The organism is Pseudomonas sp. RGB (genome assembly GCF_007713445.1).
GTDB lineage: Bacteria > Pseudomonadota > Gammaproteobacteria > Pseudomonadales > Pseudomonadaceae > Aquipseudomonas.
Genome location: NZ_VMSH01000007.1, coordinates 151,221 through 172,468 on the forward strand (window position 1 = coordinate 151,221; position 21,248 = coordinate 172,468).

The window sequence follows — 21,248 nt, forward strand, 5'->3', positions numbered from 1 at the left end:
AGTCGATCAGTTCAGAGGTGTGCCATGACTCTAAAAATCAGAAAGTACCTGATGATTTTCATCCTGTGCGCCCTGGCTACCGCGCTGTACGGCACTGCCGCGTACCGGGTTGAACAGACCCGCATGCAGCCGACCTTTGCGGTCAGTTGCCATCAGGACATGTGCCTGCCGCGTACCGGCAGTTTCAGCGCGCTCAGGTAGGCTGTTCGGCCTTCAACTGCTCGCGGAACGCTTTGGGCGAGAACCCGACCCGGCGCCGAAACAGTCGCGAGAAGTTGGTCGGGTCAGAAAACCCCAGCACCTCCGACATCTCATTGATGGTCATGCTGGTGTAGGTCAGCAGGCGCTTGGCTTCCAGCAACTGGCGGTCATGCATGATCTGCAGCGCAGGTTGCCCACCCAATTCCCGACACGTGCCGTTCAGGTGTGAAACCGAGATGCCCAGCTTGTGTGCCAGGTCTTCGATCTTGGGGTGCTCGCGGTAATGCTGTTCGACCAGTTGGGTAAACCGCCGGAAATATTCACGCCCTCGCGGTGCCCGCGCGTGGCGACGCTGGATGGCCTGGCGGCTGATCCACACCAGCAGCACGCTGACCAAGGCGTGCATCATCATGTCGCGCGCCGGTTGCTCATCGGCGTATTCGTCCTGCAGGCGCGCAAACAGGCTGTTGAGGTAGTCGCTGTCCTTGCCGGCCGGGTAGTTACCCAAGGCTTGCAAGCCGTCCACCGTCGAGCCCAGCTGCGTCTGCAAATGGCTGACCAGCGGCGCCGACAGCGTGACGATGAACCCTTCGACATCTTCGGCAAACCGAAACCCATGCACACACAAGGGCGGCAGCACCTGCAAGGTCGCCTCGTCGAGCGTGGTGCGCTGGCCTTCGATTTCCAGTTGCGCCTGGCCTTTATGCACGTACAGCAACTGGCACAGGTCCGCGTGCCGGTGGGGCTGGATTTCCCACTGGTATTCCCGACTGCGCCGGGAAATGGTTTCACAGTGCAACAAATCGGGCGTCGGCCATTGCTGGCTTTCCCCGTAAAGCTTGAAGACCGGAATCGCGGTACTGGCAGTTTTGGTCATGGTTTCAATCCGATACTCAGGATAGTGGTTCGGTAATCGCCCCGATTGGCAAAAAGCGCAGGCTTTGTCTCAGTTTTCACCTTCTTATGGCGGTCACTCAAGTGAAAAATGTCAGCAACAAGATCAATGACAACTCTTTCACCTCATCCGTTCGGGTGAGCCTTGCGGACCCTAAAAATAATGAAAACGCTGAAAACCCAAGTCGCCATTATCGGCGCCGGTCCCTCCGGACTGTTGCTCGGTCAACTGCTGCACAACGCGGGTATCCAGACCCTGGTGCTAGAGCGCCAGCGGGCCGATTACGTGCAAGGCCGCATCCGTGCCGGGGTGCTGGAGCAAGGCATGGTCGACCTGCTGCGCGAAGCCGGTGTCAGCCAGCGCATGGACGCCGAAGGCCTGGTGCATGACGGTTTCGAGCTGGCGCTCAATGGCCAGCTCAGCCATATCGACCTCAAGGGCTTGACCGGCGGCCGGTCGGTGATGATCTACGGCCAGACCGAAGTGACCCGCGACCTGATGCAAGCGCGTGAAGCCGCCGGCGCCCTCACGCTGTACGAAGCGCACAACGTGCAGCCCCATGACCTTAAAAGTGATCGACCGTGGCTGACCTTCGAGCATCAGGGCGAAGCCTTTCGTGTGGAGTGCGACTACATTGCCGGCTGTGATGGTTTCCATGGCGTGGCGCGCCAATCCATTCCGGCTGATTCGTTAAAGGTTTTCGAGCGCGTCTACCCCTTTGGTTGGCTGGGCGTCCTTGCCGACACGCCACCGGTGCATGCCGAACTGGTCTACGCCAAGCACCCGCGCGGCTTTGCGCTGTGCAGCATGCGTTCGCCGACCCGCAGCCGTTATTACCTACAAGTGCCGGCTGAAACGGCGCTGGATGAATGGTCGGATGAGCGTTTCTGGGATGAGCTGAAAACCCGCCTGCCCAGCGCCCTGGCCGCACAGTTGGTGACCGGGCCGTCGATCGAAAAAAGCATCGCGCCGCTGCGCAGCTTTGTGGTGGAACCGATGCAATACGGGCGCCTGTTCCTGCTCGGGGATGCGGCGCATATCGTGCCGCCGACCGGGGCCAAGGGGCTGAACCTGGCGGCCAGTGACGTGAATACGCTGTTTCGCATCCTGCTCAAGGTGTATCGCGAGGGGCGCGTGGACTTATTGCCGCAGTACTCGGCGATCTGCCTGCGCCGGGTGTGGAAGGCCGAGCGGTTTTCCTGGTGGATGACCTCCATGCTGCACCAGTTTGCGGACGCGGATGGCTTCAGCCAGCGCATCGCCGAGAGTGAGCTGGCGTATTTCGTCGATTCGCAGGCCGGGCGCACAACCATTGCAGAAAATTACGTCGGGCTTGCTTACGAAGCTATCGAGTAGCCTGCTATCGTATCGAGCATTCCCGCGGGCCCTTTCTGCCCGTGGGCCTTGCTCGAAGGTTCTGCCGTGACCAACCTCAACCAGCCCGCCCAACCCGTCCCCGCCGTGCGCAGTGTGCTTGCCGCCTTGATGATGGCGATCTTCCTCGGCGCACTGGACCAGACCATCGTCGCCGTGTCCATGCCGGCCATCTCCGCGCAGTTCCATGACGTCAACCTGCTGGCCTGGGTGATTTCCGGCTACATGGTGGCGATGACGGTGGCGGTGCCGATTTACGGCAAGCTCGGTGACTTGTACGGGCGTCGCCCGATGATGCTGATCGGCATGGGCGTGTTCACGCTGGCGTCGCTGTTTTGCGCCATGGCGCAAAACATGGAGCAACTGGTGCTGGCGCGCATTCTGCAGGGCATCGGCGCCGGCGGGATGATCTCGGTGAGCCAGGCGATCATTGGTGACATCATTCCACCGCGCGAGCGCGGGCGTTATCAGGGTTATTTCAGCAGCATGTACGCGGTGGCCAGCGTGGCCGGGCCGGTGCTGGGCGGGTACATGACCGAGTATCTGTCCTGGCGTTGGGTGTTTCTGATCAACCTGCCGCTGGGCGCCGGCGCCTGGTATGTGGCGCATCGCACCCTGGTCGGGTTGCCGGTGCCGCAGCGCAAGCCGATCATCGATTATGTCGGCACCTTGCTGATGATCATCGGCCTCACGGCCTTGCTGCTGGGCATCACCGAGATCGGCCAGGGCCATCATTGGCGCGACCAGCAAGTGCTCGGGCTGCTGGTGTGTGCGGGGGTGGCGCTTACGGTGTTCGTCTGGCATGAACGCCGTGCGCGCGAGCCTCTGCTGCCGATGCACCTGTTTGCCAATCGCAGCGCCGTGTTGTGCTGGTGCACGATTTTTTTCACCAGTTTTCAGGCGATTTCCCTGACGGTGTTGATGCCGCTGCGGTATCAGACGGTGACCGGCTCGGGGGCGGACAGCGCCGCGCTGCACCTGCTGCCGCTGGCGTTCGGCCTGCCGGTGGGGGCTTATTTTGCCGGGCGCATGACCTCGGTGACCGGGCGCTATAAGCCAATGATTCTGACCGGCGCGTTGCTGAGCCCGTTCGCGATTCTGGGCATGGCCTACAGTGCGCCGCAGGCGGTCGGGATGACGGCGATGTTCATGTTGCTGTGTGGGATTGCGGCAGGGATGCAGTTCCCGACGTCGCTGGTGGGGACGCAGAATTCGGTCGAGCAGCGCGACATTGGCGTGGCGACCAGCACCACCAACCTGTTCCGTTCCCTTGGCGGGGCCGTAGGCGTGGCCTGCATGTCGGCCTTGTTGCTGGCGCTGTTGCAGGATTCGAGCTTTGCGCATTTGGCCAGCGGCGCGCTGGTGGCCGAAGGCAGTTCCGGCAACGTCTTGCTGGACGGCTTGAACGCCGCGCCCGGCCCGGCGCAGGATGCGCTGCGCGGGGAGTTGGCGGTGACGTTCCGGCATTTGCTGATGGTGAGTGCGGCGGTGTCGTTGCTGGGGTTGGCGGCCGCGATTGCGATGCCTAACCGAGTGCTGCGTGGGCGTGAAGACAAGGCCAAGTAACTGACCCGATGAAGATCAAATTGTAGGAGCTGGCTTGCCTGCGAAGGCGGTGTATCAGTGCCGGCTATGCAAACTGACCCACCGCTTTCGCAGGCAAGCCAGCTCCCACAGGTGACTGCATTCCAAGCCTGATCAGGGGCTGTAATACCCGACCGCCACCATGAAATGTCCGGTCTTGCGCAAGTAGGCGTGCTTGTTCTCGACCTTGTTGGTCACCGGGTTTTTCCAGCGGTACTTGTACTCACCCTGATCCTGCTCGGCCATCAGCTTCAAAATCGGCTCGCCCACCGGCTTGCCGTCCGGGTCCCTGATCTTGGCGAAGTCGGTGTCCACCAGCCGCAGGTTGGTGCCGTGGGCCACATAGCGCCCGGTATTCAGGTCGACCACGAACACATACAGGTCATCCTGCAGGAAGTCGCCCTGCAACGAATTGATCGCCTTGAGCGTGCCGGCTTCATCCTTGACCAGTGCCTTTACCGCCTTGTCGCGCAAACCGCGAGCCTGCTCTGGCGTGGCGCGTGGCAGGTAATAGCCGACGGCCAGAATCCGCTCGCCGATGCGTTGATAAAACACATGCTTGTGCTCAACCTTGCCGTCGTTCCAGTTCTGCCAGCGATAATCGGCCTGCTGGATGCCTTGGCCTTCGGGCACCACCAGCGCTTGTTTGAACGAGGCTTGCAAGTCGGGCCCGAGCAACTCGGACACATCGCGGCCGATCAAGGCCGAGGAGGGCCCGCCACTGGCCAGCAACACGCCCTGGGTGTCGACCACAAACACATAACGGTCATGGTCGACAAACTCCCCTTGGCGACTGAACGCGGCAAACGCCTTGTCGCCATTGCTCTGGTAATAGGCCAAGGCCTTGGTCAGCAGCGCCTTGGCGGCCTGGGCGTCCTCCTCCTGAGTGGCCGCGTGCACCTGGCTGCAACACAACAGCAGCAGCCAGGTGATTCGGAGCAGTCCCTTCATTACTCATCCCTCGTTATTGTTTGATGTGAGCACAGCGTAGACCGCTGCGGCTCAGGGCGCCGCCAGCCATTGATTGACGATGGCGTCGTATGCCCCGGTGGCGACGCTCAAGTGCAACCACTGGTCGACATAGCTTTTCCACGCCACGTCATCGCGGGGCAGCAGGAAGGCTTTTTCGCTGTACTGCATCTGCTGCTGCGGGTTGACCGCGCACAGTCCGGGCTTGAGCTTTTGCTGGAAGCGCGCCTCGCTGGCGTCGGTGATCATCACGTCCGCCTTGCCCGCCAGCAACTCGTCGAAGATGGTCACGTTGTCGTGCAGGCGGATCTGCGCCTGGCCCAGGTGAGCGCGGGCAAACACTTCGTTGGTGCCGCCGGCCGGCTCGATCACCCGCACCTGCGGCTGGTTGATCTGCTCGACGCTCTGGTAGCGCTGCACGTCGGCGCATCGCACCAACGGGATTTTGCCGTCCACACCCAGTGCCTGGCTGAAGAAGGCCTTTTTCTGGCGCTCCAGCGACACCGAAATACCGCCCACGGCGATGTCACAGCGTTGAGCCAGGAAGTCCGGCATCAGGGTTTTCCAGGTGGTCGGCACCCACGTGATCGTCGCATTCAGGCTTTTGGCCAGCGACTCGGCCATGGCGATGTCGATGCCTTCATAACGGCCATCGGCGCGCAGCGACGTGTAAGGCTTGTAGTCGCCGGTGGTGCAGACGGTGAGCGTGCCGCGCTGCACCACCTCATCGAGGCGCGAGGGCGCGGCATCGGCCAGGGCGGTGGTTGCCAAACCCGCCAATACACACAGGGCCAGGGGAGCTTTCATGCGGTCGAGTCCTTGGGGCAAGATCGGGGCGGCCATTATTTCCAGGAGCGCGCCGAGGTAGCAAGCGGCGCGATTGTTTAGCCAAGCTGCAACCAAACTCCGTCAACCCTGAATTTAAACCCCCTGTGCAGCCGTGTGACGCTGCCGGGCATCCACCTCACTGTGAATCCCGCATGGACGGTTCCCCCGACACTCATCCCGCGACATTGCCTGGCGCTTTAGTGCCCAGCTGTACCGCGGTTGTCGAGGCCCTTCCTTCCGAGCTGGCCTTCTGGGCCTTGTTCCACTGCCGACACGCACGCCCACCGGATACCGCTCTCCTACGTTGACCTCTCTCATAGACCCAGCGCCCCTGCGCGCGGTGCCTATGTTCCTGCCTGACGCAAACGTATGAGACTTGCCATGAGTGATTTTGCCTGCCTGCACGAAGCCCGATCTTTCCTTGAACAGCACCCGGACATCGAGATGTTCGAGCTGTTTATCCTCGACAACAACGGCGTGCCGCGCGGCAAATGGCTGCACCGCGATGAGCTGCTGGCGGTGTACGAAAGTGGCCGGCCGTTGCCCAGCACCATCCTCGGCCTGACGATTAATGGCGACGACGTGGAAAACTCCGGGCTGGTGTGGGAGGTCGGGGATATCGACTGCCGCGCCTATCCGATCAGCGCGAGCTTGCAGCGCATGCCGTGGCGCCTGATTCCCACGGCCGCCGTGCAAGTGAGCATGCACCCCACCGAGGGCATGCCCGCCACCGTGGCCGACCCTCGGCATTTGCTCGCCAAGGTCATCGACGGGCTGAAAGCCGACGGTTACTACCCGGTGATGGCGGCCGAGCTGGAGTTTTACCTGCTCGACCAGACACCCGACAGCAATGGCCGCCCACAACCGGCGCGGGATGTGGACGGCAATCGCCCGCGCTCGACCCAGGTGTATGGCCTGCGCGAGCTGGAGCAGATCGAGCCGTTCCTCGCCGACCTTTATAGCGCGTGCAAACTGCAAGGCATTCCGGCGCGCACGGCAATCTCCGAATACGCCCCGGGCCAGGTTGAAATCACCCTGGAACATCGCGCCGATGCCTTGCAGGCCATGGACGAAGCCGTGCGCTACAAGCGCTTGGTCAAGGGCGTGGCGCATAAACACGGGATGACCGCCTGCTTCATGGCCAAGCCGTTCGACGACCTCGCGGGCACCGGCATGCACATGCACGTCAGCCTGGCGGATGCCGATGGCAATAACCTGTTCGCCAGTGAGGCTGCCGACGGCACGCCGCTGCTGCGTCAGGCCGTGGGTGGCATGCTCAGCACCTTGCTTGATTCGTTGCTGATGTTCTGCCCCAACGCCAACTCCTATCGCCGCTTCCAGACCAACAGCTACGCACCGCTGGCCGCCACCTGGGGCGTGGACAACCGCACCGTGAGCCTGCGTGTGCCCGGCGGGCCGGCCAATTCCCGACACATCGAGCACCGCATCTGCGGCGCTGACGCCAACCCTTACCTGGCTGCCGCCGCAATCCTGGCGGGTATCCATCGCGGTATCCGCGAGCAACGCGATCCCGGCGCCCCGGTGGAAGGCAATGGCTATGCGCAAGCCAAACAATTGCTGCCCACCGACTGGCTCACCACCTTGCGTGCCCTGGAAGGGTCAAGCTGGGCGCGGGATGCGTTCGGCAGTGAGTTCCTGGGTGTGTACCTGGCGGTCAAGCGTGCCGAATATCGCCAGTTTATGGGCGAGGTAGGCGAGCAGGACTGGCGCTGGTATCTGCACCAGGCGTAATCCACTGTGGGAGCCGGGCTTGCCCGCGACAGCGGTGTGTCAGCCAGTGATGGGTTGCCTGACCCACCGCCATCGTAGCCTCGCTAAAGCTCGACAACTTCCACAATGGATCTTGGGTGTTTGGTGGCCGTGACGGCTTCGACCTTTTTTTCACGTTGCAGTGGGTAAGCTGCGGTTCAAGGTCGTTCACTACCGTTCCACACACATGAGCCCGTGATGCCGTCACAACCACCTTCCGCCATCGAAATTGAATTCACCGAGCGCTGTGGCCGTGAGCATGCCAGGGTCTGCGGCGACACACGCCCGCCGCGCCTGCGCCAGCGCGTGGCGGCGTGGCGCGATGAGCGGTTGGTGCGCCAGGCATTGAAAGTGGCCGGCGAGCCGGGGCTGATCCTCGACCTGGCCTGCGGTTCCGGCCGGTTCTGGCCGGTGTTGGCAGAACACATCAACCGCGTGATTCTGGCCTCTGACAATTCCCAGGCGATGCTCGACCATGCGCGCACTCATCACCCGGCAGCACTGCTCAAGCGCGTCAAAACATTCCAGGGGTCGGCGTTTTCCATCGGCTTGTCGGCCAATGCGGTGGACTGCATTTTCTGCATGGAACTGTTTCGCCATGTACCCAGCAGTGAAGGGCGTTTGGCGCTGCTGCGCGAGTTCCATCGGGTCAGCCGCGACACCGTGATCGTTTCCGTGAACGCACACACACCTGTCGAGGGCGAGTTTCGCCAAGCCGGTTTCAAAATACTCAACCATCAGGAATTCCTGCCGGGCTCCAAGCTGTGGCGGGTTTACGTACTGCGTAAGAGAAGCTAACTCCCGTCCGTCGGACTATTCTTCCTGTCTTGTCGGAGTTTTCATGAAGGCGTGTGCACTGCGGATGCTCGCAAGCGTCTTTCGCGATATATACTGCGCGCCATTCTTCAAGGGAGAGCCGTGTGGCCATCGATATTCACTGGATCTGCGACAACGATAGCCTCGGCCAGCATTGCGCCGAATGGCAGCAGTTGCCATTCGTCGCCCTCGACACCGAATTCATGCGGGTCGATACCTTTTATCCCATTGCCGGGCTGATCCAGATCGGCGATGGCGTACGCGCTTACCTGATCGACCCTCTGACCATCGACAATTGGCAACCCTTGGCCGCCTTGCTGGAAAACCCGGCGGTGATCAAGGTGGTGCACGCCTGCAGCGAAGACCTGGAAGTGTTGCTGCGCCTGACCGGCAGCCTGCCGGTGCCGTTGTTCGACACCCAATTGGCGGCGGCTTACCTGAACCTCGGTTTCTCCATGGGCTATTCGCGCCTGGTGCAGGCCGTGCTGGATATCGAGTTGCCCAAGGGCGAAACGCGCTCGGACTGGCTGCAGCGGCCGTTGTCCGAGACCCAAGTGAGCTACGCCGCCGAAGACGCGGTGCACTTGGCCGAGGTCTACATCCGCCTGCGTCCGCAGCTCTCAGACGACAAATACGCCTGGGTGCTGGAAGACGGCGCCGAGTTGGTCGCCAACCTGCGCCGCGAAGTCGACCCCTACGAGGTGTACCGCGACGCCAAGCTGGCGTGGAAACTGTCCCGCGCCCAGCTCGCCGTGCTGCGTGAACTGTGCGCCTGGCGCGAGCAGCAGGCCCGTGCCCGCGACCTGCCGCGCAACCGCATTATCCGCGAGCACTCGTTGTGGCCCCTGGCCAAATCCCAGCCGGACAACCTTGCCGCGCTGGGCAAAATCGAAGACATGCACCCGCGCACCGTACGTCAGGACGGCCAGTTTCTGCTGGACCTGATCAAGCGCGCCGGCAGCGTGCCCATGGACCAGTGGCCGCCGGCGGTTGCCGAGCCGCTGCCGGTGGACGCCGCCACGCTGATCAAGCATCTGCGGGCCTTGGGCCAGGCCGAAGCCGAACGCCTGGACATGGCGCCGGAACTGATGCTGCGCAAGAAAACCCTCGAAGCCCTGGTCAAAAGTGGCTACCCCGATGGGCCTTATAAATTGCCAGACTCGCTGCGTGGCTGGCGCCGCGAGTTGATGGGCCAGGCGCTGCTCGACAGCCTGGCCACTGCCGGAGAACAGCCTTGAAACGTATTTGCTCCATCTACCGCAGCTTGAAAAAAGACGGGATGTACCTCTACGTGCTCAAAAGCGACGCGTTGGAGCGTGTGCCCGAACCGTTGATGGCGGCCTTCGGCAAGGCCCATCTTGCGTTCGAGATGATTCTGACGCCGGAGCGCAAGCTGTCCCGCGAGGACATCAGCGTGGTCCTGGAAAACCTCGACAAGCAGGGCTACCACCTGCAAATGCCACCGGCCGAGGATGAGTACATCGAACACTTGCCCGAAGAGCTGCTGCGCCGCAACGACCCGATGTGATCGGTCAGTGCCCGAACCCGGGCACCTTCTTCAATGCAAACGTATTCGTTGGCGGTGGCCGTAAGGATGCGGGCGGCCGTCTGCAGTGTTTTTGAAAGGTTTGAACCATGCGTGTTCTGATTGCTGAACAGGATTACCCGCTCTACGCCAAGCTGCTGAGCGAAGCGGCACCGGACCTTGAGGTGCTGACCAGCGGCGACTCGGCCGAACTGTCGCGCCTGGCCGCCGATTGCCCGGTATGGCTTGGCCAGCCGGATCTGCTCGCCACCCTGTTGCGCCAGGGCCACCAGCCGCAATGGCTGCAATCGACCTGGGCGGGCATCACGCCGCTGCTGGCCGATGGCTTGCCACGCGACTATCGCCTGACCCGTGCGGTGGGCATTTTTGGCCAGGTCATGGCCGAGTTTGTGCTCACCTACATGCTCGGCCACGAGCGCGAAGTGCTCGCGCGGCTGGTCAGCCAGGTTGAGCGCAAGTGGGACAACCGCATGGGCCAGAGCCTGGCCGGGCGCAAGGCGCTGATCGTCGGCACCGGCGATATCGGCCAGAGCGTTGCCGATTTTCTGCTGCCGTTTGGCGTCAAGCTCTACGGCATCGCCAGCACCGCGCGTGAGCAGGCGCCGTTTATCGAAGTGGCCGGGCTGGATCAACTGGGCCGCCTGGTGGGCGAGGTGGACTACGTGATCAACCTGCTGCCCAACACGCCAAACACGCACGATTTGTACGATGCGGCGTTGTTCAAGCAATTCAAGCCGACCGGCTTGTTTATCAACGTTGGCCGCGGCGTGGCCGTGGTTGATGCTGACCTTGTCGAGGCGCTGAAAGAAGGGCACCTGGCCGGCGCGGTGATCGACGTGTGCCGCCAGGAACCGCTGCCGCAACGCCATCCGTTCTGGACCGCGTGGGGGCTGCTGCTGACCGGGCACAGCTCGGCGCCAACCTCGCCGGGGATGATGGTGGAGTTGTTTGTGCAGAACCTGCGGGCGTATCAAGCCAAGCAAGCGTTACGCGCAGAAGTGAGCTTCGAACGCGGTTACTGATGTGGGAGCGGGCAAGCCCGCTCCCACAGGGGATATCAGCAAGGCTTACAGGCTGAAGTCGCCTTCGGACACCAGCTCGCTCAACGGCTTGCGTGGGCTTGGCGCTTCACGGCCCTGCAGGTACTCCGGCAGGCTCGACTTGTCGCCCAGCTTGCCCACGGCCACCGCCGCGTGCAGCGCGTAGCCTTCAGGAATCTTCAGTTCTTTGCGGGTCAGTTCCTGATCGAAACCGGCCATGCCGTGGGTGTGCCAGCCGCTCAGGCTGGCTTGCAACGCCAGGTGGCCCCAGGCCGAACCGGTGTCGAAGGTGTGCCACAGCGCCGGGGTTTCTTCGCTGGCGCCGGGGGCGGTGAAGTCGGTTTTTGACGCGATGATCACCAAGGCCGACGCATGCTGCGCCCAGGTACGGTTGAATTCATTCAGCAGGCTCAGGAAGCGTTCCCAATCCGGCGTGTCACGGCGCGCGTAGAGAAAACGCCAAGGTTGCGAGTTGTAGGCCGATGGCGCCCAGCGCGCGGCCTCGAAAAAGCTCAGCAGGGTGTCTTTCGGGATGCTCTCGCCGGTAAAGGCGCGAGGCGACCAGCGTTCGGTAAATTGGGTGTGGATCGGGTAGTCGGCAACGCGTGTCATGGGCAGTTCCTGAGGTGCGATTCGGCGTTCAAAGCTACTGCGCGCCCACTGCACTGACAAGTGTTGTTACACCGCCAGTCGCAAGCGCTTGGCCCCAGAGGCCTTGGGCACTAGACTGGCGGCCTTTTCACCGACCGATACTGATGTAGAGCCATGGCCGCTAAAGTCGAACCTTTCTGGATACGCAAAACCCTTGAACACCTCGACCAGGAGGAGTGGGAGTCGTTGTGCGACGGCTGTGGCCTGTGCTGCCTGCAAAAGCTTGAGGACGAGGAGGACAACAGCGTTTATTACACGCGCATTGCCTGCAAACTGCTCGACTTGAACACCTGCCAGTGCACCGATTACCCCAACCGCCGCGCTTCGGTGCCCGACTGCATCCAGCTCACGCCGGGCCAGGCCGACCAGTTCAAGTGGTTGCCGCCAACCTGCGGCTATCGCCTGGTCAGCGAGCGCAAGGACCTGCCGCTGTGGCACCACCTGGTCTGCGGCGACCGCGATGCAGTGCACCACGAACGCATTTCCCAGTCCGGTCGCATGCTCGCCGAAGGCAGCGTGCCCGAAGACGACTGGGAGGATTACCTGATCTTCCGCGCAGGCTGAAAAAGGAGTGTGTATGACGGTGGCAACCAAGCTGGCGGCCTCTTTTGTGTTGCTGGCGCTGAGCCTGCCCGCGTGGTGCGCGAAGAAAGTCGACCTCGACTATCACGTCAAACTGCTGCCCCAGAGTGATCAAGCCGAGGTGCGTGTGAGCCTGTCCCAAGGCTCGGCGGTGCGCAGCCTGAATTTCGACCTGGGCCGCGACGGTGATTACAGCGACTTCAAGGCCGATGGCCAGTGGACGGTCACCGGCAACCGTGGCCTGTGGCAACCCAGCGCCGACAAGGCCAGCCTGAGCTACCGGGTACGCCTGACTCACGCGCGCAAACCTGGCGTGTATGAAGCGCGGATGACGCCGAGTTGGGCGTTGTTCCGAGGCGAAGACCTGGTGCCGGCTGCACGGCTCGACCAGCAGGACGGCGTCGAGCTGGTCTCGCGCCTGGCGTTCGAGTTGCCGGCAGGCTGGAAAAGCGTCGAAACCGCCTGGCCGCGCATCGGCAAGCACAAATTTCGCATCGACAACGTTTCCCGCCTGTTCGATCGGCCCACCGGCTGGATGCTCGCCGGCACCCTCGGCAGCCGCCGCGTGCGCCTGGGCGAAACCGAGGTCACCGTGGCCTCGCCCAAAGGCCAGGCCATGCGCCGCATGGACGTGCTGACGCTGCTGACCTTCGTCTGGCCTCAAGTGGAGGCCGCGTTTCCGCGTCACCCGGCCAAGCTGCTGGTGGTGGGCGCCAGCGACCCGATGCGCCGTGGCGTGTTTGCGTCACGCGACTCGGTCTACCTCAACAGCCGCACGCCGCTGGTCAGCGAGAACGGCAGCAGCGCGTTGATCCGTGAGGTGGTGCAGGCGATCGGGCGCTTCAACGATCACGACACCAGTGACTGGATCAGCGAAGGGCTTGGCGAGTATTACGCCATCGAGCTGCTACGCCGCGCGGGCGGGATCACCGATGAGCGGTATGCCGCGATTCAGGCGCGCTTGAGCAAAGAGGGCAAGGACGCAACCACGTTGCGTGGCGAGCACGTCAACGGCGCGACCGTCGCGCGGGCGGTGGTGGTGTTGCAGGAGCTGGACCGCGAGATTCGCGTGAAGACCCACAACAAGCGCTCGCTGGATGATCTTGCGCAGGCGGTGATGCGCGCGAACAGCATTACGACGGCGGAGTTTGTGCAGTTGGCCGACAGTGTGATCGGCGAGTCGTCGGTGGTGTTGGATAGCAAATTATTGCGCTGAGCTTAGGCCATACACAAAGCCAAAATGTGGGAGCGGGCTTGCCCGCGATTACGGTGGATCAGTCAGCACACCTGTCGACTGATACACCGCTTTCGCGGGCAAGCCCGCTCCCACATTTAGCTCTCCAATAGGTTGGAGAGGGGCGTCAGCCGGTGGTTTTGGTGGCTTTTTCAGCGGCGACTTCGGCTTTGGTCTTCAGGTTTTTCAGCTCTTCGCCCGCGCGCTCGATTTTGGTACGCACGCTGTTCATTTCCTGGCGGCCCTGTTCCAGCTTGTCTTTGAGCGAGCTGCGCCCGGTCACGCCGCGCACCAGCGCCACGCCACCAATCGCCACCTGGATAAGCCCGAAGATCCCGCCACGGCGCAGGCCTTTGCCAACCATCATCACGCCACCGGCCACCGAGCCAATGCGCTCCCAGCCGTGCACGTTTTGAGGCGGTTGGGTTTCAAGCGGCGTGTGTTCGATGATAGGTCGCAGGATTTTGCTGTCGCTCATGATCTGTCTCCAACAAGGCAAGTGATATGTAGCTGACTGCCTGCAGGCGCCGGATGTTCCCAAAAAATCAGTACTTGGGGCCCGAGCGGGTGTTGTTGCCCTTGGCCAGGCGATCGTAGAGCACCACGTTGACAGTGGCGGCGAGGTTCATGCAGCCGGTGGTCGGGATGTACACCACGTCTTCACACCAGTCGCGAATCTCCTTGTCCAGCGAGCCGTCTTCGGGGCCGAAGATGTACAACGCGCGATCAGGATGGGTGTATTCGGGCAGCGGGCGGGCGCCTTCGACCAGCTCCACGGCGACCGGGATGCAACCCAGCGGCAGGATCTTTTTCAGGTCGTCGATGCCGATCAGCGGAATGTCGTGATGGACCTTCTTGGTGTCGGTGATGAAATCCCGGGCGCGCTCGTAACGCACGCCGGTGTAGAACACCGAGGCCACGCCGTAGCAGCCGGCGGCACGCATCACCGAACCGACGTTTTCGGGGGATTTGGGGTTATACAGACCGATGCAGCTGTAGCGTTTATTGCCCACGGGGAAGGGTGCCTTGGAGAAAAACGGCGATTATACGGCTTGGGCTGTTGGGTTGCTTGGGCGATCGCTATCGCGGGCAAGCCCGGCTCCCACAGGGGAATGCGTTCCAAATGTGGGAGCGGGCTTGCCCGCGAAGAGGCCATAACAGGCAACGACGAACCTCAGTCGTCTTTTTTCATCAACCCGGCCAACGCCGCAAACGGGTTGTGCGTGGCCTTGGCAATCGTTGGGCTGCTGGTGGAGCCTTCGCCGAAGTACTGCTGGTCGGTGTAGCGCGAGTGCTCGTTGTCGTGGCAATACAGGCACAGCAACTCCCAGTTGGAACCGTCCTGGGGGTTGTCATCATGGTTGTGGTTGCGATGGTGCACGGTCAGTTCGCTCAAGCGCTTGCCGGCAAATTCACGCGCGCAGCGGCCACACACGTGCGGGTACATCTTCAAGGCTTTGTCGCGATAGCCCATTTCCCGGTCACGCTGGGCATCGGCGAGGATGCGGTCCAGCTTGGCGGTGTGGGAGGGCGGGTTGGTCGAGCTCATCATGGCTCCTGGCTATTTGGGGGTTCACGGATAGGGTTGATTCTAGCTGCTTGCGGGGTAAATGACTGCTGGCTTTTTCAGCTGCGGTACAGCCTTGCAGTGGCAATCGTTTGTAGTATCGGCTCACTTCATTCTCAAGGATCTGACACCAATGCGTTTATACACATGGACCGCAGCACTGCTACTCAGCGTCCTGGCGGCCCAAGCCCAGGCATTCTCCACGCCCAAGCCTGGCCAGATCATCGAGGTAGCCCTTGAACAATTGCACCCGACCCAGGCCGTCGTGGGCTTTGACCAGATTTACTACAGCCTGGGTCTGTTTGCCGACAAGCCGGCCAAGGTCTTCGACGAATACTGCGAAACCAACGGCCAGGGCGCGGCCGACAAGGTGCCCAAAAAGGCCGACCTGCACCAACCTGCCAGCTTCAGTTGCAAGGACCCGGTGGGCACGCATCCCGATGACATGAAAACCGTCGTGGTCGGCCCTGGTGGCCAGTTGTACCTGACCGACGGTCACCACAGCTTCACCACCTTGTGGGAAGTCCAAGGCGGCGGCCCGCAGCTGAACATGTGGGTCAAGGTGACCGATGATTTCAGCAACAGCCCCGACATGGCCACCTTCTGGCAGCGTATGCAAGCAGCGCGCAAGGTCTGGCTCAAAGGCGATCACGGCCAGCCGCTGTCACCGCAGCAACTGCCGGCGCACTTGGGCTTCAAGAACCTGCAGGACGACACCTTCCGCAGCCTGGTGTATTTCACCCGCAAGGCCGCCTACGGCAAACCGGACGATGGCGCCGTCGCGCCGGAATTCCTGGAGTTTTACTGGGGCAATTGGCTGCGCACGCAGATCGACCTGGGTGCTTTCAACCTGAACAAGAAGGGCGGTTACAAGGACGCGATTGAAGCCGTTGCCCAGCGTATGGTCAGCCTGGCGCCGGGTTCACAGGTAGGCGATAGCGGCTTCACGGCCCATCAGTTGGGCGGCATGGCCTCGTTGGATCAAGCCGAGTTGAAGAAGACTGTCGAGAAAAAAGTGCCGTATGTGATCGATTACCGCAAATCCCGAAGTTAACACCGATCAAAAATGTGGGAGCTGGCTTGCCTGCGATAGCGATATATCAGTCAACATGTGTATCGACTGATGCGGCGCAATCGCAGGCAAGCCAGCTCCCACAGGGGATTTAGGGTGTCTGCGGAACTCAGCCCTTGAGCTTCTCGGCAATCCAAATAGTGTGCCGCGTGCCTTTGTTGCCATGGGCAAACACCTGCACTTCCTCAGCCTTGAAACCCGCCTTGCGCAGTTTGTCGCTGAACAGCTTGTCGGCACTGGCCGACCACACGGCCAGCACACCCTTGGGGCGCAGGGCCTTGGCGCAGGCAGCCAGGCCACCGGCCGAGTAGAGCCAGCTGTTGGCCTTTTGCGTAAGGCCTTCGGGGCCGTTATCGACATCCAGCATGATCGCGTCAAAGCCTTGAGGCTCGGCCTGCAGCACCTTGGCCACGTCTTCCATGCGGATCACGGTGCGTGGGTCGAGCAGCGGGCGGCCGGACTTTTCACCCAGGGGGCCACGGTTCCACTCCACGACGCCGGGCACCAGTTCGGCGACCACCACTTCGGCCGTCTTGCCCAGATGTTTGAGCGCTGAGGCCAGGGTAAAGCCCATGCCCAGACCGCCGATCAGCACCCGCGAACCCGGGCGCCCGGCCACTTTGCGGCAGGGAATTTCCGCCAGCGCGTCTTCGGAGCCGTGCATGCGCGTGTTCATCAGCTGGCCGCCGTCACCGCCCTGGATCTTGATGACAAAATCCTCGCCGTATTCGAACAGGCACAAGGCACCGCCGTTATCGGGGATCGGGGTGGTGTCGAGCAGAACGAAACGTTTCATTGAAATCTCATTGGGAAGGGCATTCTTGCGCGGTTGGGAGTAGCCTTACGACATTCCGGTCAGGCCATGGAGCCATCGATGAAGTGCAGCATTCTAACGGTCATTGTGCTTGGCGCGCTCACATTGGGTGCGGCCCAGGCCCAGGAGGTGCAAACCGTTCCGGTCGCACCCGCGCCAACGCCCGGTGCGCCGGGTACACCGACACCGACGTTGTACCCGCAAGTCACACCGCCGGTGGCGCCCAAAGCCACCGCCAACGGTTCACCCGCGCTGGTGCCGATTGTGTTGCCAACGCCGCCCAAGGACCAGAGCGCGCCTGGCCTGCTGCAAAATGACAGCAAGCCGAAGACGCCCGGCGGTTAAAACGGTTGTGAGAGCAATTGCCCGTCGGCCATGCGCAGGCGTTTGGACAAGGCGATCGCAATCGCGCGGATGATCTTGGCCGCGACCCTGGGCGCTTCGTTGAGCATTTTTTCCAGGGAATCCTTGCCCAGGTTCAGCAGCACGCAATCACTGGCCGCCAGGCAACTGGCAGAGCGCCGCTCGCCATCGAGCACCGCCATCTCGCCAAACGCCCGCCCACTGCGCAGGGTGGCGATGGTCAGGCGCTGGCCTTCATGGTTGGTTTTCTGCACGGCCACCTGGCCGCTGTGGATGATGCACATGAACGAGCCGGCATCGCCCTCAACGAAGATCACTTCGCCCTGGGCGATGCTGCTGATGTTGAAGTAGCCGGCGGCGACGTGAAAATCTTCCGGCAGCAAAGGGTCGAACAGGCCGCAGTCCATGAGCATGTCGCGGATTTCATTGTTCAATAAAGTTGGTTGAGGCATAGCTGCAATCTTGGTCCATCAATCAAGTAGGCGGTCTGTGTGTTCAGACAGGACCGCCGTCCTAAGTTCCTTAAATCAAGCCCAGCGCCTTGAACACAAATGCGTATTCGAGCGCTACATCACGTAATCCCTGATAACGCCCGCTCATGCCACCATGGCCGGCGCCCAGTTCGGTCTTGAGCAGCAGCAGGTTGTCGTCCGTCTTGGTGTCGCGCAGCTTGGCCACCCACTTGGCTGCCTCCCAGTACTGCACGCGGCTGTCGTTGTAGCCGGCGATCACCAGCAGCGCCGGGTAGGCCTGGGCGCTGACGTTCTCGTACGGCGCGTAGGCCTTGATGCGCTCGTACACCTCTGGTTCTTCAGGGTTGCCCCACTCGTCATATTCGGTGATGGTCAGCGGCAGTTCCGGGTCGAGCATGGTATTGAGCACATCGACGAACGGCACTTCGGCAATCGCCGCCTGGAACAGCTCCGGGCGTTGATTGAGCACCGCGCCGATCAACAGGCCGCCGGCACTGCCGCCGCTGATGGCCAGTTGTTTGGAGGTGGTCAGGCCCTCGGCGATCAGGTGCTCGGCGCAGGCGATAAAGTCGCTGAAGGTGTTCTGCTTGTGTGCCTGCTTGCCGTTGCGGTACCAGGCTTCACCCAGTTCGCCGCCGCCGCGTACGTGCGCGATGGCAAACGCCACGCCACGGTCCAGCAGGCTCAGGCGCGCGTGCGAGAACCAGGGGTCGAGGCTGTGGCCGTAGGCGCCGTAGCCGTAGAGGTACAGCGGCACCGGTTTGCCCAGCTGGTCGCGTTTGACCACCAGGCTGATCGGCACCTGGGTGCCATCGGCAGACGTGGCCCACAGGCGTTGGCTGACGTAGTCATCGGCGTTGAACACGCCGAGTACCGGCGTTTCCTTGAGCACAGCTTGCGCGCCGCTCGCCAATTCCAGCTGGCGCACCTGGGCCGGACGGTTCAGCGCTTCATAGCGCAGACGGATCTTGTCGCTCGGGAATTCCAGGCTGTTTTGCACATAAAGGCTGTAGGCGGCGTCGGGCAATTCGACGCGATAGGCCGGCACGTCCTGAGGGTGCACTTCGATCACCGGCAGGCCGCCGATGCGCAGGCTCAAGGTCATCGCGCTGGCATTGAGGCTCACGCCGTCGAGCATCACTTCGTCGCTGTGCGGGATCAGGTTTTGCCATTGATCTTCGGTGGGCACGCTGCCGGTGTCGGCGGCGACGAACAGCGCGTAGTTGATACCGTCGCGGTTGCTGCGGATAAACCAGGTCCACTCGCCGTTGCGCTGGCCGTGGTCGACATCGTATTCGTGGTCTTCGACCCGTGGCGCCAGGCAAGTGAAGTCGAGGTGCGGCTGGTTGGCGTCCAGCGCCCAGATTTCACTGGTGGTCTTGCTGCCCAGGGCCAGCAGCAATTGACGTTCGGAACTGGAGCGGTAGCAATGCAGGAAGAAACGTCCGTCAGGCTCGTGGAACACTTCCTGCGCCGCCGTGCCATCCAGGCGGTAGCGATACAGTTTGTGTGGGCGATGGGTGTCGTCCAGTTCGCCGAAGAACAGGGTCAGGCTGTCATTGGCCCAGGTCATGCTGCCGTCGCAGTCCTGAAACTCCAGTTCGCTGACTTTGCCGTTAGCCAGTTCCTTCACGTACAGGGTGTAAATCTCTTCACCGCTGGTGTCCAGGCTGTAGGCCAGGCGCTGGTGGTCGGGGCTGATGCTGAACGCGCCCAGCGAGAAAAAGCCGCCGTTGGCGAGTACGTTGGGGTCGAGCAGCAGTTCTTCGCTGCTGTCGTCCACTGTGTTGCTGTCATCTGCCGGGCGGCGGCAGCGGTAATGGCGGGCGTATTCGTCACCGGCGGTGGTGCGCGTGTAATACAGGTACGGGCCCCACGGCGAAGGCAGGGACAGGTCGGTTTCGAGAATACGGCCCTTGATCTCGTCGAACAGGGTGTCGCGCAGCGCCTGCTGATCGGCGAGTTGCGCCTCCTGCCAGGCGTTTTCGGCTTTGAGGTAATCGAGGACTTCAGCCGTGTCACGCGCTTGCAGCCAGGCGTACGGGTCCTGGCCTTCGGCCTTGCGGGCAATCGGGGCGGCAGTGATGTGGGTCGATGAAGGCATGGATCACTCTCTGTCTGGCGGATGGTGGCAGGCATTGCAGCCGAGACACGCAAAAGCCGTTATCATAGCCGCCTGTTTGCCTACCTTGCCATGGACACCATGACCGAGAACGACTATCTGACCGCTTGGGGCCTTTACGCCTTCGCCGCTTTGGGCTGCCTGTTGGTGTGGTGGCGCATGACCCGCTGGATCTGGCGCTGGCTGCGCGAGCCGCTGCAGTTGCTGATGGCGGTGCTGCTGTTCAGCCCGACCATCGTCGATCCGGTCAAGACCCAGTTCGCGCCGGCCGTGGCGATCACGGCCCTGGACCTGGTGCTGCATGTCGGCAATAACGCCTGGCGGGCTATTTCCGATCTGTTCATGTACACGATGATCGCGTTTGGCGTGTATATCGTGTTTGTGCTGATCCGCTGGCCCATCGAGCGCGCCGCCAACGCCCGGCGTGAGCGCAAGGCCGCTGTCGACGCCGCCCTGGCTGCCGAGACGGTTGACGAGGACGACGAGCCGTTCAGTCGCCCGGCGCCTGCCAGCGGAATGCGCGTCGAACCGCGCCTTTGACGTCGTCCGCCCTGCAGCGAGAGCCCTGGCATGTGTGAATTATTGGGCATGAGTGCCAACGTCCCCACCGACATCGTGTTCAGCTTTACCGGGCTGATGCAGCGGGGCGGGCGTACCGGCCCCCACCGCGACGGTTGGGGCATCGCGTTCTATGAAGGCCGTGGCCTGCGCCTGTTTCAGGACCCGGCCGCCAGCAGTGAGTCGGAAGTCGCGCTACTGGTGCAGCGCTATCCGATCAAAAGTGAAGTGGTGATTGGCCATATCCGCCAGGCCAACGTGGGCAAGGTGAGCCTGGCCAATACCCACCCGTTCGTGCGCGAGCTGTGGGGCCGCAACTGGTGTTTTGCCCATAACGGCCAGCTGGCGGACTTCAACCCGCGTGCCACCTTCTACCGGCCGGTGGGAGATACCGACAGCGAAGCAGCGTTCTGCGACCTGCTCAACCGTGTCCGCGAAGCCTTCCCCGAGCCGGTGGACATCGAACAAGTGCTGCCGGACCTGATTGCCGCCTGCGCCGAATACCGCAGCAAAGGCGTGTTCAACTGCCTGCTCAGCGACGGTGACTGGCTGTTTTGCTACTGCTCGACCAAGCTGGCGCAGATTACCCGGCGCGCACCGTTTGGCCCGGCGCGCTTGAAAGATGTCGACGTGATCGTCGATTTTCAGGCCGAAACCACGCCAAATGACGTGGTCACTGTGATCGCCACCGAGCCGTTGACCGACAACGAAAACTGGACCCGCTACGAACCGGGCCAATGGAGCCTGTGGCGACGCGGTGAATGCGTCAGCCAGGGCATTACCGAGTAA

The 21,248-nt window shown here is 62.2% G+C and carries 24 protein-coding genes; 14 read left to right on the forward strand and 10 right to left on the reverse strand.

Annotation, left to right across the window (positions count from 1 at the left end; translation table 11 throughout):
• Positions 1-24 precede the first annotated feature (24 nt).
• Positions 25-201: a hypothetical protein gene (locus FPT15_RS29795; RefSeq protein WP_164487913.1), complete on the forward strand. Its 177-nt coding sequence runs from the start codon at positions 25-27 to the stop codon at positions 199-201.
• On the opposite strand, the gene FPT15_RS16795 is transcribed toward FPT15_RS29795, so the two are convergent.
• Positions 194-1,078, reverse strand: coding sequence for a helix-turn-helix domain-containing protein (locus FPT15_RS16795; RefSeq protein ID WP_145162965.1), 885 nt, complete (start codon positions 1,076-1,078; stop codon positions 194-196). The two genes, FPT15_RS29795 and FPT15_RS16795, sit on opposite strands and share 8 nt — an antisense overlap.
• Before the next feature lie 180 nt (positions 1,079-1,258).
• On the opposite strand from FPT15_RS16795, the gene pobA reads away from it, so the two are divergent.
• Together pobA and FPT15_RS16805 are read left to right on the forward strand one after the other, a co-directional pair.
• Positions 1,259-2,452, forward strand: a complete 1,194-nt coding sequence (pobA, locus tag FPT15_RS16800) for a 4-hydroxybenzoate 3-monooxygenase (RefSeq protein WP_145162967.1) — start codon at positions 1,259-1,261, stop codon at positions 2,450-2,452.
• Between the two features lie 66 nt (positions 2,453-2,518).
• Entirely contained in the window at positions 2,519-4,036 is a 1,518-nt protein-coding gene (locus tag FPT15_RS16805; protein WP_145162969.1) for an MDR family MFS transporter, read from the forward strand.
• Between the two features lie 132 nt (positions 4,037-4,168).
• Here FPT15_RS16805 and FPT15_RS16810 read toward each other — a convergent pair whose 3' ends face one another.
• A complete protein-coding gene (locus FPT15_RS16810; RefSeq protein ID WP_145162971.1) occupies positions 4,169-5,005 on the reverse strand; it encodes a cache domain-containing protein in 837 nt (278 codons plus the stop codon).
• Between the two features lie 51 nt (positions 5,006-5,056).
• Positions 5,057-5,830 (reverse strand): transporter substrate-binding domain-containing protein, encoded by a 774-nt coding sequence (locus FPT15_RS16815; protein ID WP_145162973.1) that lies wholly within the window; start codon positions 5,828-5,830, stop codon positions 5,057-5,059.
• Between the two features lie 402 nt (positions 5,831-6,232).
• Here FPT15_RS16815 and FPT15_RS16820 point away from each other — a divergent pair, with 402 nt between their 5' ends.
• The 5 genes from FPT15_RS16820 (at position 6,233) to FPT15_RS16840 (ending at position 11,005) form a co-directional block, all read left to right on the forward strand.
• Positions 6,233-7,603, forward strand: a complete 1,371-nt coding sequence (locus FPT15_RS16820) for a glutamine synthetase family protein (protein ID WP_145162975.1) — start codon at positions 6,233-6,235, stop codon at positions 7,601-7,603.
• A 216-nt stretch (positions 7,604-7,819) separates the two neighbouring features.
• A complete protein-coding gene (locus FPT15_RS16825) occupies positions 7,820-8,419 on the forward strand; it encodes a class I SAM-dependent methyltransferase (protein WP_145162977.1) in 600 nt (199 codons plus the stop codon).
• 122 nt (positions 8,420-8,541) lie between these two features.
• Positions 8,542-9,675 (forward strand): ribonuclease D, encoded by a 1,134-nt coding sequence (rnd, locus tag FPT15_RS16830; RefSeq protein WP_145162979.1) that lies wholly within the window; start codon positions 8,542-8,544, stop codon positions 9,673-9,675.
• Positions 9,672-9,965: a YcgL domain-containing protein gene (locus FPT15_RS16835; protein WP_145162981.1), complete on the forward strand. Its 294-nt coding sequence runs from the start codon at positions 9,672-9,674 to the stop codon at positions 9,963-9,965. The genes rnd and FPT15_RS16835 overlap by 4 nt, the downstream gene beginning before the upstream one ends.
• A 107-nt stretch (positions 9,966-10,072) precedes the next feature.
• Positions 10,073-11,005 (forward strand): D-2-hydroxyacid dehydrogenase, encoded by a 933-nt coding sequence (locus FPT15_RS16840; protein ID WP_145162983.1) that lies wholly within the window; start codon positions 10,073-10,075, stop codon positions 11,003-11,005.
• A gap of 45 nt (positions 11,006-11,050) precedes the next feature.
• Here the strand turns inward: FPT15_RS16840 and FPT15_RS16845 are convergent, their stop codons facing one another.
• Positions 11,051-11,635 carry a nitroreductase family protein gene (locus FPT15_RS16845; protein ID WP_145162985.1) on the reverse strand — a complete coding sequence of 195 codons (585 nt, stop codon included), beginning with the start codon at positions 11,633-11,635 and terminating at the stop codon, positions 11,051-11,053.
• A gap of 153 nt (positions 11,636-11,788) precedes the next feature.
• Here FPT15_RS16845 and FPT15_RS16850 point away from each other — a divergent pair, with 153 nt between their 5' ends.
• A complete protein-coding gene (locus tag FPT15_RS16850; RefSeq protein WP_106576966.1) occupies positions 11,789-12,238 on the forward strand; it encodes a YcgN family cysteine cluster protein in 450 nt (149 codons plus the stop codon).
• 13 nt (positions 12,239-12,251) lie between these two features.
• The gene (locus tag FPT15_RS16855) at positions 12,252-13,472 is read left to right on the forward strand and encodes a hypothetical protein (protein ID WP_145162987.1); all 1,221 of its coding nucleotides are present in this window, start codon (positions 12,252-12,254) and stop codon (positions 13,470-13,472) included.
• A gap of 145 nt (positions 13,473-13,617) precedes the next feature.
• Here the strand turns inward: FPT15_RS16855 and FPT15_RS16860 are convergent, their stop codons facing one another.
• The 3 genes from FPT15_RS16860 to FPT15_RS16870 form a co-directional block, all read right to left on the reverse strand.
• On the reverse strand, positions 13,618-13,968 hold the full coding sequence (locus FPT15_RS16860) for a DUF2892 domain-containing protein (protein ID WP_145162989.1): 351 nt from the start codon (positions 13,966-13,968) through the stop codon (positions 13,618-13,620).
• Positions 13,969-14,035: 67 nt separating this feature from the next.
• Entirely contained in the window at positions 14,036-14,503 is a 468-nt protein-coding gene (locus tag FPT15_RS16865; protein WP_003189607.1) for an RNA methyltransferase, read from the reverse strand.
• Positions 14,504-14,664: 161 nt separating this feature from the next.
• Positions 14,665-15,039, reverse strand: coding sequence for a YajD family HNH nuclease (locus FPT15_RS16870; protein ID WP_003210675.1), 375 nt, complete (start codon positions 15,037-15,039; stop codon positions 14,665-14,667).
• A gap of 151 nt (positions 15,040-15,190) precedes the next feature.
• On the opposite strand from FPT15_RS16870, the gene FPT15_RS16875 reads away from it, so the two are divergent.
• Positions 15,191-16,111, forward strand: a complete 921-nt coding sequence (locus tag FPT15_RS16875) for a ParB/Srx family N-terminal domain-containing protein (RefSeq protein ID WP_145162991.1) — start codon at positions 15,191-15,193, stop codon at positions 16,109-16,111.
• Between the two features lie 127 nt (positions 16,112-16,238).
• Here FPT15_RS16875 and FPT15_RS16880 read toward each other — a convergent pair whose 3' ends face one another.
• Positions 16,239-16,925, reverse strand: coding sequence for a spermidine synthase (locus tag FPT15_RS16880; RefSeq protein WP_058411058.1), 687 nt, complete (start codon positions 16,923-16,925; stop codon positions 16,239-16,241).
• Positions 16,926-17,003: 78 nt separating this feature from the next.
• Between FPT15_RS16880 and FPT15_RS16885 the strand changes: the two genes are divergently transcribed.
• Positions 17,004-17,288 (forward strand): hypothetical protein, encoded by a 285-nt coding sequence (locus FPT15_RS16885; protein WP_145162993.1) that lies wholly within the window; start codon positions 17,004-17,006, stop codon positions 17,286-17,288.
• On the opposite strand, the gene FPT15_RS16890 is transcribed toward FPT15_RS16885, so the two are convergent.
• Positions 17,285-17,758, reverse strand: a complete 474-nt coding sequence (locus FPT15_RS16890; RefSeq protein WP_145162995.1) for a cyclic nucleotide-binding domain-containing protein — start codon at positions 17,756-17,758, stop codon at positions 17,285-17,287. The two genes, FPT15_RS16885 and FPT15_RS16890, sit on opposite strands and share 4 nt — an antisense overlap.
• Before the next feature lie 70 nt (positions 17,759-17,828).
• Complete coding sequence (locus FPT15_RS16895) at positions 17,829-19,883, reverse strand: S9 family peptidase (protein WP_145162997.1); 2,055 nt, start codon at positions 19,881-19,883, stop codon at positions 17,829-17,831.
• A gap of 21 nt (positions 19,884-19,904) precedes the next feature.
• On the opposite strand from FPT15_RS16895, the gene FPT15_RS16900 reads away from it, so the two are divergent.
• Both FPT15_RS16900 and FPT15_RS16905 read left to right on the forward strand, forming a co-directional pair.
• A complete protein-coding gene (locus tag FPT15_RS16900; RefSeq protein ID WP_145162999.1) occupies positions 19,905-20,441 on the forward strand; it encodes an MFS transporter in 537 nt (178 codons plus the stop codon).
• A gap of 30 nt (positions 20,442-20,471) precedes the next feature.
• On the forward strand, positions 20,472-21,248 hold the full coding sequence (locus FPT15_RS16905; protein ID WP_064451362.1) for a class II glutamine amidotransferase: 777 nt from the start codon (positions 20,472-20,474) through the stop codon (positions 21,246-21,248).